This window comes from Methylobacterium sp. Leaf93 (genome assembly GCF_001422345.1).
Classification (GTDB): Bacteria; Pseudomonadota; Alphaproteobacteria; order Rhizobiales; family Beijerinckiaceae; genus Methylobacterium; species Methylobacterium bullatum.
Genome location: NZ_LMMS01000017.1, coordinates 1 through 16213, shown reverse-complemented (window position 1 = coordinate 16213; position 16213 = coordinate 1). Strand labels below are relative to the sequence as shown.

General features: G+C 57.3%; 12 protein-coding genes. 7 read left to right on the top strand and 5 right to left on the bottom strand.

What is annotated here, in order from left to right:
• Window positions 1-1380: 1380 nt before the first annotated feature.
• Window positions 1381-2022 (bottom strand): ParA family protein, encoded by a 642-nt coding sequence (locus tag ASF26_RS11635; protein WP_056253825.1) that lies wholly within the window; start codon window positions 2020-2022, stop codon window positions 1381-1383.
• Window positions 2023-3472: 1450 nt separating this feature from the next.
• Here ASF26_RS11635 and ASF26_RS22045 point away from each other — a divergent pair.
• Window positions 3473-4624 (top strand): DUF3883 domain-containing protein, encoded by a 1152-nt coding sequence (locus ASF26_RS22045; RefSeq protein ID WP_082477599.1) that lies wholly within the window; start codon window positions 3473-3475, stop codon window positions 4622-4624.
• Window positions 4625-4627: 3 nt separating this feature from the next.
• Here ASF26_RS22045 and ASF26_RS22040 read toward each other — a convergent pair whose 3' ends face one another.
• From ASF26_RS22040 to ASF26_RS11620, 3 genes are all read right to left on the bottom strand, one after another.
• On the bottom strand, window positions 4628-6067 hold the full coding sequence (locus ASF26_RS22040) for a DNA cytosine methyltransferase (protein WP_244475904.1): 1440 nt from the start codon (window positions 6065-6067) through the stop codon (window positions 4628-4630).
• A gap of 10 nt (window positions 6068-6077) precedes the next feature.
• Window positions 6078-6554: a very short patch repair endonuclease gene (locus ASF26_RS22035; protein ID WP_082477600.1), complete on the bottom strand. Its 477-nt coding sequence runs from the start codon at window positions 6552-6554 to the stop codon at window positions 6078-6080.
• Between the two features lie 641 nt (window positions 6555-7195).
• Window positions 7196-7987, bottom strand: a complete 792-nt coding sequence (locus tag ASF26_RS11620) for a uracil-DNA glycosylase family protein (RefSeq protein WP_056253817.1) — start codon at window positions 7985-7987, stop codon at window positions 7196-7198.
• A 53-nt stretch (window positions 7988-8040) separates the two neighbouring features.
• On the opposite strand from ASF26_RS11620, the gene ASF26_RS22700 reads away from it, so the two are divergent.
• A complete protein-coding gene (locus ASF26_RS22700; RefSeq protein WP_056253814.1) occupies window positions 8041-8235 on the top strand; it encodes a hypothetical protein in 195 nt (64 codons plus the stop codon).
• 86 nt (window positions 8236-8321) lie between these two features.
• Here the strand turns inward: ASF26_RS22700 and ASF26_RS23125 are convergent, their stop codons facing one another.
• Window positions 8322-9320, bottom strand: coding sequence for a hypothetical protein (locus tag ASF26_RS23125; protein WP_200925917.1), 999 nt, complete (start codon window positions 9318-9320; stop codon window positions 8322-8324).
• Between the two features lie 619 nt (window positions 9321-9939).
• Here ASF26_RS23125 and ASF26_RS22695 point away from each other — a divergent pair.
• The 5 genes from ASF26_RS22695 (at window position 9940) to ASF26_RS11575 (ending at window position 14584) form a co-directional block, all read left to right on the top strand.
• Complete coding sequence (locus tag ASF26_RS22695) at window positions 9940-10395, top strand: hypothetical protein (protein WP_156462970.1); 456 nt, start codon at window positions 9940-9942, stop codon at window positions 10393-10395.
• A 783-nt stretch (window positions 10396-11178) separates the two neighbouring features.
• Window positions 11179-11412 carry a hypothetical protein gene (locus tag ASF26_RS11590; protein WP_056253802.1) on the top strand — a complete coding sequence of 78 codons (234 nt, stop codon included), beginning with the start codon at window positions 11179-11181 and terminating at the stop codon, window positions 11410-11412.
• A 121-nt stretch (window positions 11413-11533) separates the two neighbouring features.
• On the top strand, window positions 11534-12145 hold the full coding sequence (locus tag ASF26_RS11585) for a hypothetical protein (RefSeq protein ID WP_156462969.1): 612 nt from the start codon (window positions 11534-11536) through the stop codon (window positions 12143-12145).
• A gap of 155 nt (window positions 12146-12300) precedes the next feature.
• Entirely contained in the window at window positions 12301-12933 is a 633-nt protein-coding gene (locus ASF26_RS11580; RefSeq protein ID WP_056253796.1) for a recombinase family protein, read from the top strand.
• A 388-nt stretch (window positions 12934-13321) separates the two neighbouring features.
• On the top strand, window positions 13322-14584 hold the full coding sequence (locus tag ASF26_RS11575; protein WP_056253793.1) for a hypothetical protein: 1263 nt from the start codon (window positions 13322-13324) through the stop codon (window positions 14582-14584).
• Window positions 14585-16213 lie beyond the last annotated feature (1629 nt).

Below are 16213 nucleotides of genomic sequence, written 5' to 3'. Positions count from 1 at the left end.
GTCTGTGGTCCCCCCTCCATGCCAGAGATGTCATGAATCTATTTGGCTATGCAATCAGTCTGTGACAGGTAGTTTATAAATACAATTTTTAATTTATACTTGAAAAAACTTCTAATTGTATCGTTTGGTACTATGAGTTTTCGGCCAACATTATTTAGTTTTCCAATTTATTTGTATATCGTTGACAGTTAACTTATTCCCTGCGACGCTGAAATTCCCAAGGTATCTTGTTTTATACATGCTTTGTGGAATGAGTAGTGGAGGCAGTCATGAAAAACATTATGTTCATTAGCTTAGTGATATCAATAAGTAGTGCATGTGCATCGTACGCTGGTGAATCACCAAAATCGGAGACAAAATCTTTAGATCTTAAAAGTACAGGCCCTAATTCATCAATTGTCGGATATGGTACGACAATGACGACTCAACCAAATACTACTGGTGGAAATACACAACAAGGAACGGATCGTGGTAGTTCCTCAAACTCAGGCGTAGGAGTTGGTTATAAATATGAGTTTAGATAGTTTGATGAAAATATACCAGAAAACTAAAACTCTTCCCAAGGTAGATTGAAGCGTTAATGATGCTATAATTACTACCTTGGGAGTCATAACAAAATGCCCGTTCCCGGGTATCGTGTCATAGAACCTGACCGACAGTCACAGGTCGGAGGCGCAACGTCCGCTTCGCCGCGAAAGGTCAGGGACCGGTTGCCACCCTCTGCAGACGTTTGGTGCGGGCAACAATTGTCAGATTTCAACCACTAGATTAGTTGCCGGGTCCATCCCCGACGCCACTCCTGTAGGCAGCGTCTTCGACGCTTAAGGCTCGGATAAGGCCAGACGTCGAGATTGCGGCAGGCGTTGGGTGATTGTGCTGCTGCCTTGCCAATCAGTGCGGCGAAGACGAAGCATGCGATCCGAGACGTGCCCATAGGCGGTCCCTCTCCTGTTTACGGCGTCTGAGCCCCCATGCGTTTGCTTCTGAGGCAGTCCAGCCGAGCACCACGGTCAAGGCTGGCGCAATCACAAAGGCCAAAGTCCAGCTTACAGTCGGCGTATCCATCCCAGCAGCCCCGTTTTAGCTACGTCAATGCGTAAGTGCGTCAGTCCTCGGGTGCGTCAAGGTGGGCCATCAAAGCTGCTTCTAGGACATCTTGATGGGAGAGGTTTCGCTCGAACGCGAAGCGGCGCAGCCGTTGGTATTGCGGCTCCGAGAGGCGCAGTGTCAGCGACTTCGCACGAGGCTCCGTGACAGTGGGAGCCACCGTCTTCGGCAGGGCAGCCGTGGAAGCTGTTGCCGCTCCACGTTGGGGCATGGTGTCCGGCCGAGCAGCGCCTTTCGCTTGTATCAGGCCGTCCAGGGAGGGGGATTTTGCGTTCATACCTCGGTTTCCTTCCGTGCGCCCTTACGGAGCTGCGCAATGACGTACTCAAGCACTTCCGTGACCTCTCGTGCTGACGTGGTCTCGGTCTCGGCCTCTGTGACGGTCCGGCCAGCTATCGCCGCCGTTGGAAAGTCCGTCCGGTCATGGATGACGGTTGGGGCGACTTTGCCGTGTTTGGCGAGGGCCAGCACAGCTTGCATCTGAAGTCGGGTTCTTGGCTTGGCCTGCGTAAGGACGAAAACGAACGGACACCCTGCCGTCTCAACCAGGGCCAACGTATCTCCTACCGCGTCGAGATCATCCGGTGACGGTCGCACAGGCACGATCACCAGATCAGCATGCCCTAGCAGCACTGCCATTTCCGGATGCACCGAAGGCGGCGTGTCGACAAACAGGAACTCTATGCCAGCTGCCTCCAGCTTGGATGCTCCAGCCTCGAACTCGGACACGTCGAACTTCACCAAGACAGGTTCTTGGGCCTCTCGGCGGTTCCACCAAGACGTCAGGCTGCCTTGAGGGTCTGTATCGAGGATGGCCGTAGCGCCGAATGTTCGCTGGGTGGCAACGGCGAGGCTGCGCACGAGGGTGGTTTTCCCAGCCCCCCCCTTTTGGCTCGCAGCGACGATGATATGCATGAAAGGCAAGCCCTTACGTACTGACGTAGCCGCATCATTCAGCATGTGCGGCAGTAGGTAGTGCGCCACGAACGGTTAACACCACGCTTCTACGCTACCTCTGCTGGGAACAGAGGTGCAACAAGTTGCACGCCCGAAGAAGTAGGAAACATGCTTCAACGTCCTGATAGCTATGAGTTTTTCGCGTAAAGCGGCGAGGGTTTCACCGTTAACGGCCTTGCCGGCTTCACGGTTTGCCGCCAAGGTGCGCAGCTCGGGACAGACCCCGACTCGGAGAGTACCGCCGCGACTTAGACCCACAAAAGCCAACGGCCCCCCGTCGCCAAACGGAGAGCCGTCGAAAAATTGAGAGACCATCGGCCCCAACCCAGTGCCGAAGGTCTCACGACACCCTTTGGGCGTCAAGCCGGAACGCCAATTCCGGTGACGATTTCGGCTTGCCTGGACCTCTGGAACGCGGCCCATTGAGAAGGGCCGGAGATGTTTGCCGAAGAGATCAGGCGGGCCGTAGAGGCAGCGCCGCGCGTGAAGTTGCCGGACGTGGCCGCTGTGATGTGGCGCGCCTATGGGGCAGGGCAGATCGGGGAGGCTCAAGCCGAGGCCCTATCCGCCCTGATCGAGGCGAGGAAAGCCCTGCCAGTCACACCAGCGGCTCCCAGGCGATTCACAGGCTCGCGACCACGCTCAGATGCCAGCATGGAGCGCCGCCGCCGATGGGCCGCTTCCGGACGCCTTCCACCCGGCATCGCCGCCCGCTTCACGCTGGCCGAGACCGCCGTCCTCGCCGTCGTGTCGGCCGAGACTGCGCGTAGAGGGGATTGCCGCATGTACGTAGAGCACATCGCAGCCGTGGCAGGCGTTTCCCGGTCCACCGTGAAAGCCGCCATCCGGCAAGCCAGGACGCTCGGCCTCATCACCGTCGAGGAGCGACCGCAGACCGCCTTCCGCAATCTGTCGAACGTCGTTCGGATCGTCTCGAAGGAGTGGACCGCTTGGCTACGTCTCGCCCGCACCCTCCCGACCAGAGGGGGAGGGGTCAAATCCTCGACTGGCACGAATACTCATGGTCTAGAGCTAGGAGGAAAACGAGGGACGAGACCGGCTCAAAGGCTGCCGAAAACCGGCGGTTGGCCTCATCCCGACAGACCCAAGCAGGATCCGCGCGTCCGGCAGAATGCATGAGGTCATACAACGACAAAATGGAGCTGTTCGCTACCCGCATCCCGGTCGCGAGTAGCACTCAAAATCGAGTGCTTTGCCTTACGATGGCGTATGATGGAATTTAGAGTTATGGGGCGTGGAGCAACGCGGTGAAGATTGAAATACAACGTAAAGCATTTAAGCGCACGAACGCATACCTTCATCCGATCGAAATCATAACCTTCGACGGGTTGTTGCGAACTGCTAAGCGAGTTCTGGATAATCTCAGTGGTCGGAAAGAAACTGTGTAATGAAATACGTCATCAAGCGTCTGCGTCGATCTGATCTTACATTTTTTGAGTATCAGTTTCGAATTCAAAATGCTGGAAATCAAAAATCTTTAAATCTAAGCAGACGTGTATTTATCGATCTTATATTTCCTAGCGCTCCGGAAATTGCTGCCAACAATGGCGATGGCGGAATTCCTGCACCGTTTCATCTTCCTCTTACGATCTATGGTCCAGGTGAGCGCCGGACACCTCATATCTTGCCCCGTAGTATACTTCCTAAGACACAAAGCCAGAAGAACTGGCGTCTAAACGGTGAGTTTGTTCGGGATCCTGACGAGGATCCGAACCGTTATCATGCATTGGAAGCAGATGATGTAGGTGTCCTAGCTTTTGAAGGCGAAGCATTCCCGACCTCCGTCACGCTTGTTTTACTAAGCCAGTCTGAACCCGTTGATTTGGATTTGCGCGCGGGCGTGCTGGACGCAATTAGCAATAAAGCCATGGGCCAGATCTCCCGGGAGCGACTTGCTGGAATCATCGACCGCTCTGCTTCGCCTACCCATCCTATTCGGGAGCTTCTCGATAGTGACTTAGACGCCGTAGTCGAGGATGCAGCTCTCGGCTCAGCGTCGGCCGTTCGAAAGTTGAGAAGGTCTGGCTCAGCTCGTCGGATGTCTGCGAAGGCGTTGCAGAAGGCGAGACGGAACGCTGAGATCATTGGGCGAAATGGGGAGCTGTTGCTCAATGATTGGCTCCAAATGGAGGTCGAGACCGGGCGTCTGAGATCAGCGGTCTGGACGGCAGAGGTAAATGCAATCAGTCCCTGGGACTTCGTTGTGGAGGAGAACGACGGGACCGAGATTCGCATTGAGGTTAAGTCTACAGCAGGGCCGTTCGAACGAGATTTCCATATTTCGCAGGCAGAAATTGAGTGGGCAGCAGAGCCTGGGGCTCCTCGGACAGATCTATACCGACTGTTTCAGTTACAAGATGGGACTGCTTCACTCAGGATCTGCCAAGATATTCGTAGATTTGCTATAAAAATAATTGAGTCTATAGTAAATCTTGATGTTGGCATCGTGCCTGATAGCTACACAGTTAGCCCAGTGCACTCCTGGACTTGGTCAGAGATATTGTCTATTGATGTACCAGATGATGAAGACGAGGAATAATATCTACTCAGCCGCGACTGGTACACGTACCATTGCTGTCCGGTTACACGCACGAAGCAAACTATCTCTGATAGTCTCGGCGAGGCGCTTCGCCATCAGCGGTGGAACAGCGTTACCGATCTGTCGGTAGGCGGGATTCATGGTGCCGCAAAAGGTGAATCCGTCTGGGAAGCTCTGGAGCCGGGCAGCCTCACGGACGCTGATCACGCGAGCCTGCATGCTATCAAAATGGATATGCGAATAGGTATCCTTGCCGATGTGCGCCATTAGGGTCCGGACTGGGAAATCCGATCGGAGCTTCCACCAGCGGTTTGGAAAACTGCCTATTGGATAGGGCGGCACCATTGCCCGGAAGATTGTCGTCTTCTCGCTCTCCGTCAGGCGTGCTTTGCCTCGCTGCTCAAGATCCCGGATGCGCTCCTCATACAAACGGACAGCCGTCGCGTGAGCAGCAGGGTACTCGGCACCGTTAGGCATGGCACGGAAGATCTCTGTGTCCCGTGGCAGGAAACGAATGACGTGATCACGAGGTCCGTCTGTGGGTGCCTCGAATCCCGTCCAGGTCCTCATGAGCTTGGCGTAGGTAGGAAGTGTACCTTGTCGCTTCGGATAAGCGACAGGGACATCAAAGCGCTGTGCCGCCTTCTTTGCCTTGCCTTCCAAATGTAGGGTGATTGGGCTGAGATCACCTATTGCCTCCGCAGCCGTGACAGGGCCGGGTAAATCAGGCGTTCCGTGATCGGCTTCTTCAAATGCGCCGCCTTCAAACATGTCCACGAGGCGCAGGGCGACAGACCGTGTCCCACCATAGCCGGATGGCAGTATCATGTGATGCGTGGCGCGCGGAAATTTTATCTCTTGATCCACTTCCTCATGTACGGCAAGCAGGTACACTCGGTCACGCATCTGCGGGACGCCATGAAATGCTGAGTTTATTAGGCTGTAGCGAGCTCTATAACCGAGGTCTTTCTCAAGAACCTCAGCAATCTCGCCCATGACGTTGTGGCCACCATAGTTAAGTACGTCAGGGACGTTCTCAATTAGTATGGCAAGCGGCTTCGTTACACGGATGTAATGCAGGTACCGAAGATAAAGGTTCCCACGTGGATCGATCTTGTATGCGGATGGATGATCGGCTACCTCGCGCAGCTTGGCTCGACCGACGCGAGCATACGCCTGACAGGGTGGCCCGCCTACAAGGACATCGAAGGCTCGTTCAGGATCACCGAGGCCCAGATCTGCAGTTACCTCTGCGGGCTCAACGTTGGTAATGTCGCGACCGCGCGCATGTTGCGCGAGGACTTCAGGTGCCTCATGGCCATGAAAGTTCAACGCATGGGTCTGCGCCGCGATTGGGTCGAGCTCGACGGCAGCATCAATTCGGAAGCCTGCCGCCCGAAAGCCAAGCGAGATCCCGCCGCAACCGGCAAAGAGGTCGAGCACCCGAGGTGGTTCACCCTGCTGGAGTCTCGTCAGCTTCTCGCGGATAATTCCGCCCTTTACCCGATGCACTGTGCCCCCCGACCTCGATGAATTCGGCGATCCGTTCCTGTAGGCTTGTAACCTGCGCCGTTTCGCACTCCCATACCGTTAAGGTCTGCCAGCCTTGATCGCGCAGCGCACGATCGTTGCGCTTGTCGCGCTCGACATTCGATGCAAACTTCTGCTGCCAAAAATCCTGACGGCTTTTGGGTTCATAGGCAAAACGGCAGCCAGGATGACGGTGCCAGAAACACCCTCTCACCTCGATGATCTTGCGCCTACCACTCATGCTGATGTCAGGTCTTCCTGGTAGATCCTTACGGTGGAGACGGTATCCGACACTCAGTTCGCGCAGGATCCTGCGGACGATAAGTTCAGGCTTGGTATCTTTCCCACGGATGGCACTCATCATCCGACTACGGGTTTGCTGGGTGAACCGATCAACCACTTTTGACTCTCATAATCTGAATTTTTAATGTTGCTGCACGAGCGATTTATTTTAGGAGGTGCGGACAAGAATAGTAATTGGTTTTATTAGAAGTATTAATGTTTATCATAGTAATACAAAATTCTCTAGAAGGGGATATATTATATTGTTTATTTAAAAAATTGGACTTGCAAATGTATTAAAATTTGCGTTCACCCTTAGTATTCGTTTTGAAATTGGAGCAGATATCTTTGGATTTTTTGGATAAACTGTTATAACAGTCCTTGAAAAATAATTATATAATAAACATAACTTAACATATTTGTATAATGCTCTTTTTCTGGAGGTGGCTGGCCGAATTTCAACGGGTACTTTGATTATTACAAAGACCAGTGGGCGTGGATAAGCGGGTTCGAGGCCTCTATCAAAGGCTGTCCGATATCGTGACTCGATCCTAGGTACAATTCGCGCGAGATCATCCTGCGATATGCCTTCTTCGCCGTGGCGCTCTGCGAAGCGCCGCAACGCATGTGTGGACCATTGTTTCATCGAAGCCCGCCCCTCACTGGCGATGATTTCCACCCAACGTGTGATCGTCTCAAGGCTCGTTGCTACCGCCGAAGCGGCAGCAACGTTCTCAACAAATTACCGGTACTGACACGTCAGCTCAGCCCCAAAATCTTGTCCGTCAAGGCCGCCCGCGCTGCGAGAAGCTTCTCCGGGTTGACCTTGCTCGACAGCTCCTCACGGCGCTTACGCCCAAGAAAGAAGGCGATGCGCTCTGCATTGGCGCCGCTTGGGTGAGGGAGGCCAGCCAGGACCTGCCGACGATCGAGGCCACCCTTTGCGGCCACCATTTCAACCGCCTCACCGGCGACAGGCCCGAGCGGAATGAACACGGCGTTCGGGAGCGCCCTCATCTCCTCGGCGAACCACTTCATGAGGTGGGTGTACAGCAGCGGCGTCATGGTCGGCGAAGGCGCACCAGTGTAATTCGCGCCATTCACGAAGACGGGGTAGCGCAGGATCGAGGTGAAGTGGACGCGATGGGCGTCGCCCGCCCACAGTGATCCTGCCGTCGCGATCCCAAGAGATCGGCTCAACCCGATGCTGTCCAGCATGGCCACTAAGTTCGACCGCATCGGGCCGGAGAAGCTGGCGAAGATCTTGGCGTCCTCCGCAGCCTCGGCTTCGGTCCGGCCGTTCTGAAGACTTCGGCGGGCGGCGATCAGTGCGTTGCCCATCTGCTGCCGGCCGGGCGTGAGCCCAACGATAACGACGTCCGCTCCGGGGTTCACATGGTCGAACGGCGCATAGGCGACCTCAAGCATCTTACCTGGGCTACCACCGGTCTCAATCAGCAGACGCTGGGGCCTAGCGATCTCTGCCTCAAGTTCGATGGTCGTGATGGTGCGCAGAAGAGGTGCGAACGTGGAAAACAGGTTGTTGGCCATGGGGGGTCGATCTCGATCGCTGTGCGTGAGGTGAAGGAGGGACGAAGGGAAGAATGTCAGTGCCGCTGAAGCCGGCGGTCACCATGAGCGACGGTGATGAGACGGCCGCTGTCGCTGACGACAGCGTAGACGTGGAGCCAAGGCTCGATCATGCGCAGACTCCGCTCACCACCGAGATGGCGAGCGACGCGGCGCCGAGCTGCCTTGTCGAAGGTCAAACGTTCGGCTGCGCCGCAGCGAGCAGCTGATCCGAACTGCTCCAATAGCTCGACCACGAGGGGTGGGATCGCTCGCTGCTGCAAGCGTTCTCGAGCGTGACGCGTCGGGTGGATGCTCATGCCCGAGCCCCTTCTGCGTAAGGCGAACGAAGCTGCTCAATCTCGGCGACCTCGCGTCGCTGCCACGTCACCCCAGCGACGATGCCCCAGTTTCCAGCACCGTTCGGCCGGCGCCAGTAGGGTGTCTCCATCCGTGCGAGTTGCGCGAGCGCCTCGCTGTAGTCGTCGACCGGGATCTCGGCGGCCTTGGGTCCGATGGTGTAGCCGCGCTGGTTGCGGCAGCTGACAGGGTCGAACCAGCTTCCATCCTTGGCAACCGGTACGAACACCACCTCCCCAAGGGTACGCTCAAGCTGCGGTGCGGCCTCGGCCACATCTTTGGCCGTTTGCCAGAGCGAGCTACGGAAGCCTGAGCGCCCATTGAGCCAGTGCAAGGCTGCCGATCGCGAGATCTCGCCCTGTACGTCGAGCCTGAGATCGCTGGTGCCGTCCTTAAGGGCGAGTAAGTTCTTGATACTCTTCAGGCTCACACCCGCCAGAGCAGCGAGCTGCTCGGGGGTCACGTTCTGCCCGGTGTCGAGACGGATACGGGCTTCCGCTGCTGCCACCGTAGTCCGGACCTCGTGGAGCGGAGACCAATGAGTTGGTACTGTCTCGAGGATTGCGCGCATCTTCTCGACCATCCGTGTGATGGTCACAGCGAGATCCTCCTCGTCACGGGCCTCCAAAAAGCGACGGTCTGGGCGGAGTCCGTAGAAAGCGAAGGCATGAAGTTCGATCGCGACCGCGAGGATGCGACTGTCCCAGTGACTTTCGACGCCACCCTCCCACAGGTCGCGCCAAGATTGCTCCGGGTGCTGCTCGACCGTCTCCCGGCCACCGTGAATGATTTCAGCATAAATCGCCTTCATTGCGGCGTTGGCTGCCTCGGGCGACCACGTCAGACGCTCGATCCATTCCCCCGTTGCGACGAACAGCGCGTTGATCTCGGCGGGTTCCCCGCCTTCGTAGTTGGCGCCGTACTCAGCAGCCCGGTCTTCGTACATATTGCTCATGTCAATCTCCAGGACAGGATGCTTCCTGCCGTCCCTTGAAATGACATAGCCGCCTCATCGAATATGGTCAAGCGTCGGGATGCGAATCTTCCTGGAATCCCGTGATTTGCCTTTCTAGCATGTGCCCGTTGTCCAGCTGCAAGAAATGGGGTCGCCGCTACACGGGTAACCTCCACGTTAGCTACGGTGTGATTTTCCTAGATCAATCTGGCCAGTGGCTGGGTCAGATGGCTTGTTGACGTGGTGCCTTTAAGTAAAGCCGTAGGATCGTGCAGGGGGTATACTGGAAAAAATCTCTCATACCCTATTGACCCTTTCTATGGCCGTAGGGTACGTGGAACATAACATGAACTTATCCGCGAGTGAACGTGTTTCGCACATGGATTGGTCCTATCGTTTCTATATAACGGAGAAAGAACTTGTCAGTGAAAATCATCAAGGTTCGCGCTTAAACTAACTTTATAGATAAGACCGAAAATATCGTCTAGTTCGAAGCTGTAAATACGCACGGGCGTGTGAATATAGCTTCAATATTCCGCGTAGCTTGTGCGGACTATATCTGAAACCATAGCCCGAGCCGTGCAACAAGTTGCACGCCGGCACACCACTAGGTGCACCCATGTTCCATATTCAGATCACGCGGGCGACGCGCTCGACACCCGCCACCACGCCGGCTGCATCGTTGGCGCAAAAGGCCGACATTGCTCCCGCCACGAGAACTCCAGGCGCCCGGCTCGGCCCACGCGGCCCTCACCTCAACCTCTTCTCTGGAGGCCTCACCACTCAGAAGGCCGCCCCGGTGATGGTCACCACCGACGAGCGCGTGGCGAAGTTTGCGGAGACGCGACGGCTTAAGGCTGACGCTGCTAAAGTCCTTGGCCTTGTCATCGAGCATCATGATCGCACGGGCCAGTCTCTGGAGCTGGATGGCTTCGCCCTCGCCAAGGCGACGGGTCTCGACTTCGACCGCGTTCACGCCATCCGAAGCGAACTGCTTGGTGCGCAGGTGCTCCGGGTCCGTTCGGGCAATATTTGGGGGCGCGAGGGGCTGGTCCCCGGCGACAATTTCCGGTGACCGGCTTCGCCAACTGCGCCGCAGCGGAGCGCGTGGAAGCGAGGTTCGCCCATCTTCCGTCCCTCGCCCTCGTCGAAGCCGCCCGCATCCTTGCAAGAGGGCACGCTGCTCACGCTGCCGGTTTGGCCGCCCGGCATGGTTCGCCGACACTAGGCTCCCCAACGGCCCGGAAGGTTGCTCGCGCGCGAGACCTCGACCGGCTTTGGTCCGGGATCGCGCTCCAAGCGGCCATTCGGGACATCGTTGAGGAGCACCCGGGCACCCTTGGGCGGCCACTCGTCTCGGACGTCATTCGGGCCGCCGAGCGAGAGATGCGAGACCTCGCCGATCCGGAGGGGACAGACGGACGGCAGGTGGCCCTTCGTCTCCTCCTACCACCACGTCAGCATCTTCCCGTCACCCTGCCTCCTGCCCTCACCGCCGTGTTTGGCGCAGACCTCAAACACACACCCCGCTTTCACACAGCCTGATAGGAGTACAAAACATGAACACGAAGAAGCTTCCGCGCCCCGCACACTGGCCCGGCCCCCCGCCTCCCCCGCAATTCGAGGGGGTTGCCCCTATGAGTGACTTCTACGGCCGTGCGATCCTCCGGGACATCCTTGACGGCCGGACAGTTGCGGAGGCCGTCACCGCGTCCGGCCTCCCTGCCTACGAAGCCCTCGTTCACGTCACAAACCTGACGTCGGCGGTCCTTGAACACTTGGACGACGAGCTCGCCCTCACCCCTGCCCCGGAGCCCACTCCGCCACCCCGTCGCCGCCCCGCATAAGGAACAACGTCATGTCCAAGTCACCATTCGCCGACCGCCCCAAGGTCGATGCCTTCGTCCATACGAGCTGTGTAGAGATGATGATCCATCAGGCCCGCTTCCTGGAGGAGTTCACGCAACCGGAAGCCTTGGCCGACGCCATCGCCGCCTGTTCCCCGGCAAACCGGGTCGCCCTTGCGCGTCTCGGTCATGCACTTGTGCGAACTGCCACGCCCACGAGCAACGTGCTGGGCACGATGGTCTGAGCCTGTCCAGGAAATCGAAACAAACCGGGACGGTGTTCCGGAATAACCGAAACAGGAGGCCCCCATGGCCCGACCTTGCACGATCTGTTCGCACCCGGCACGGGAGGAGATCGAGGCGGCTATGGCTTCGGGGGCCTCTCTCAGGGACGTCGTCGCTCGCTTCGATCTACCGTCTGTGTCGTCGCTCCATCGGCACCGCGCACAGCATCTCGGCCGCGAGGTACGCTTTCGCCTTCCACTCTCCGCTTCCCACGTCGCCAACCTGACGAGAACCGCCGCACATGAGGACGCGCGTCCGTCCGAGGGGGTAAACGGGCCGGGCATATTGGACACCGGGGCGGCCTCACCGGAACGCGTCCTGGAAAGCCTGTTTGCCCGCGCGAACGTGGAGACCGGCCGGACAATCCAGGATTACGCGCGTCTTCTGGTGGACGGGCTCGCACATACCTACGCGGCGGCCATCGCCGCTCAGGATCACGGCATCGCCGTTCGGGCCTTGCGCGAACTCCGCGCGCTCCTCCAGTTCCACGCCCTTGTACCACCAGACCGGCTTCGGCAGATGCCGGGGTGGGCCGAGCCGGTGCAGGATCGCGACCCGATATTTGCGCTTGAGCGACTGCTTCTCGCCGGCACCGTCGGCGCCGAACCGGGAGTGAACGAAGCCCTGACCGAGTTGGACGCTAAGTGGCCCGGCTTTGCAGAGAGCTGGACGTCCTCGAACCCGGCGGCTTGAGCCCGGCATGCGTCAGACGCAGGCTCCGGCGTGTCCACTAGGGCATGGTCCAGTGAACTTCAAAAAAGCGCCCAAAAACCTGTCCACTAGGGTTGCTTTTGCCTTGTGGACATAACTTTATGTGGACACGGCTTTTGTGGACATGGAGACACCCCTTGCAGACGATCCTCTACGCCCGTGTGTCCACCAATGAACAGACGGTCGCCCACCAGGAGACGCAGGCGCGGGCCGCCGGCTTCGCCATCGACGTTGTGGTGGCGGATGAGGGCGAGTCCGGGGTCTCGACCGCTCTGAAGGATCGCCTCCAGGGCCGCCGGCTGTTCGACATCTTGCGCCGTGGCGATGTCCTGGTGGTCCGTTGGGTAGACCGGCTTGGCCGCAACTATGCCGACGTGACGGACACGATCCGGGAGTTCATGCGCCGGGGTGTCATCATCCGCACCGTCATCAACGGGATGGTTTTCGACGGCGCCACGTCCGACCCGATGCAACAGGCAGTGCGAGATGCCCTCATTGGGTTCATGGCCGCCACCGCTCAGTCCCAGGCCGAGGCGACGAAGGAAGCGCAGAAGGCGGGCATCGAGCACGCCAAGAGCCTCGACGAAAAGTACCTAGGCAGGAAGCCCAGCTACAACCGCGAGCAGTTCGATGCCGTGGTGGACGCGCTTGGCCGGGGCGAGGCCGTCCAAGCCGTCGCAAAGGCCACCGGCATCTCGCGGGGAACCATCTACCGCATCCGCGACAACCGGGCCGAAGCCGAAGCCGCGCTTGCCCGATGGGCCGCGTGAGCAACCCCAACCCGTGCAACAAGTTTCACGGGGCCTCCGCCGGCCCCATGTGCATTTATAAAAGCGGCACAACTCCATGACCTCCGCGACGCCTACCGCACTGGCCCCAACTGTAAGACAAAGAAAAAGACCCCAGCACGAGACGTCGCGAAGCGGCGGCTCAGGATGCTTCGTGGGGGCAGAGCACCACGGCACGTCGCCGAGAGCGCCCAAAGATCAAACCGGAACCAGTCGGGCGACGTCGCGAAGCGGCGGCGCGGGATACTTCGCGGGCGTAGCGCAGAGCGCATCCGGACAAGAGCCGACCCGTCTTTCCCTCGATAACCAGCACCAACGGCAGGGGCAGGCTCCAGCCATCCGCACACGCACGCGGCCGATCCTGAAGAGGATGAACCCGGACAGGGGTTTTGAGTACCTGTTCCCGGTCCAGGACGTCCGGCACGACTTCATGGAGGCTCAGTTCTCAGCACGCGTGCGCGGCACGGCCGCCGATCTAGAGACGGTGCTCCGTCGGTTGGGCGGAAGGGGCGATAGAGGGGTGTTTCGCCTCCGCAAGAAGACTGGTTCGCTCTGGCACATCGACACACGTCCGGACAGCGCGCTGTTCTCTGCGCAGGGAACCATCAGGGTGCCGCAAGGCGGGGGACTCCTAGAGCTGGAGATGAGGGTGCAGCTCAATCCGACGCGATTTCTCGCGCATCAGGCTGACCCGACGCCCGGCGCCATCCATCTGAGACCGCCCCGTGATGCACTGAAGCCCGATCCAGCGGTGGAAGCACGTCTCGCGGCACGGTCACTCGACGGTGGAGATAACTACCTGACCATGCCCGCGCAGGTGCCCGGTTTCAGCGAGCGTGACGCATGGTGGTGGGGCATCCTGCGAAGCTACCTCGGGAAAATCCGGCAGTTTGTCGTGGACCACCTCGTCTCCAGCTTCTCAAGGGCCAAGCTCGAACGCGCGGGCTTCGGACCTATCCGGAAAGCAGAGGTGCAATTCGAGTTCTACCATCCGGACGCAATCACTTGGGCCGGAGAGTTCCGCAATGCGCTCTGCGTAGCAGACGATGCAGCCGAGAGCCGGTCATGGGGGAAGAAACGGCGGGGGGCGGAAGGCAAGCGGAACACGGTCGGGGCCTACCTGGACATCAATAAGGACACCAGACTGAAGGTCTACGCGAAGGATGCCCACAGAATTAGGATTGAGGTAGTCTTCTCGAAGGCACAGAGAATTTCCCAGGTATTGACGAGATCTGGTTTATCGCCAAGCGATGAAATTGTGTCTAGAGTACAGAGCCTCCGAGGTGAGGCAGTGAAGCAGCTCGCCAAGGTGTGGAAGACGGTCATGCAGGTGACGAAAGCGTGTGAGGCAACCGCCGACATTTGCGACTTCATGGCCCGGCTCAATCGGCAGGTTCCCGACGAGAACCAGCGGACCATGCTCTCGCTGCTTGGCAATCACCGCCGCGTTACGGCTACGGTCCCCGCAGGGATCGCGCCGGATACCGTCTGTCGTGCTCTCGTTCGCGAAGGCGTCCTGGTTCCGGCGGGCATCGTCACACGAGGCCCGGCACGGTACGCCCTCGCGCCGACGTGGTCCCGCATGTTCGACCGCCTTTTTGGTCGGAACGACGCGGTAACGACTCTCCACTGATGCTCGGTGCAACTTGTTGCACGGCCCCCCCCCCGCAAAACTTGCACCCCCCGGCAACCGTTGCCACCCCTCACCGCTACTGAGTGGAGGGGGCACCACTAAGTAGCGGTGAGAAGGACCATGGGTGGTCATTTTGACCACCTCGACCACCAAAATCACGTCCAGGACCGGCACTGAGTGCCAGGGGGCGGTGAAATCGAACGGAGGACGGGCGAAATCCCCCCATTCCTGCGAACCCCGGAAACACAACTCCAGCTTCGAGAGAGCGAGATGCCTGAAGAACTTCACGCCGACACCGTGGACGGAATAGTCGCGGCCGTGGCCGCCCTGCGCTCCACGGGGCTAGGATGCAACGTCGCCCTTGGGCTGGTCTAGGTGGAGAGGATGAGACGCACGGCGGTCCCCATAGCCCCGGATATCGCTCGTGCCCTCGCGATGTCTAAGTCCACGGTGTGGCGGCATGTGGTGACCCTAATGGAAAGGGGCTTCGTGCGGACGTCCTAGCTACCTCGTGTGAAGCTCCACGAGATATGGCTGACACCTTCCAGTGGAGTGGAAGCCGTGCAGGAAGCGCGCGAGATCATCGCTGCATTCACCGGACCAGAAGTTTTGCTTCTAGCGTAGCTACGGGTTGACGTAAGCACGCCAATACGTAACTGAGCAGTTATGATTTACAGCCTATGGTCTGACCCTAAAAAGAAGGTGCCCACGCTATGGGCCCCCATTCGCCACCTGCAATGTGTGAGCCATCCAACAGGACATTCGCATAAAGAGCGATTATGAAGCGCTCCCAGCTTTAGGGCGCTGTTAATTAGCTATTATTATGTAAAAGCTTCTATCCCACTAGAAATCATGCAAAATTTATATTCGTACATGGCCACTAGTGAGATGAACTAATTTGCTTCAAAACTGATATTTTTACTACTAAAAAACAATTTTATCAGCTTGGTGCTAGCAAAGCAGTACAGCGATATTGATATTGAGAGTCGATTCGAAGCTCAGGAATTCTGTATTTCTGGTTTTCACCGACTGATGTTATCGCGTACTTTCGATTTCCATACTTCTGTCGAACTAGCCCAGCGCAAACGTCCGTTGGGTTATTATTTGGTCCCAACCAGCCGGACTCAAAGGAGTCATAGGCGTAGCCGGGAGGCAGGATGTCAGTCGGCGATTGTGCCGCTGCACTACCTATTACACCCAAGGTGATGAGACTGCTAAGTCTGAAAACGGTGAGAGTAGAGGACATTGCGAATCAATCTCCATGTTGGTGCACGAGCACCGATACGAACTTAAACTTCTTATTCTTACTTAGCAATCGCATTATTAAATATCTATGATTTGTAATAATACCATTACGGTTCAATAAATAAAACTTATCTTTAAAATAAATAAATATAAAAATTCGATCTAAAATCGAATTAATTTCCAAATATTTTTAAACTTATATAGCTTGAACAATTTAATTTGCTTCGAATCTAGATTTTTTGCAGCAGTTAAGATTTTTGCACATGCTGTCATTGTCGGTATAATGTCTGTGGTCCCCCCTCCATGCCAGAGATGTCATGAATCTATTTGGCTATGCAATCAGTCTGTGACAGGTAGTTTATAAATACAATTTTTAATTTATAC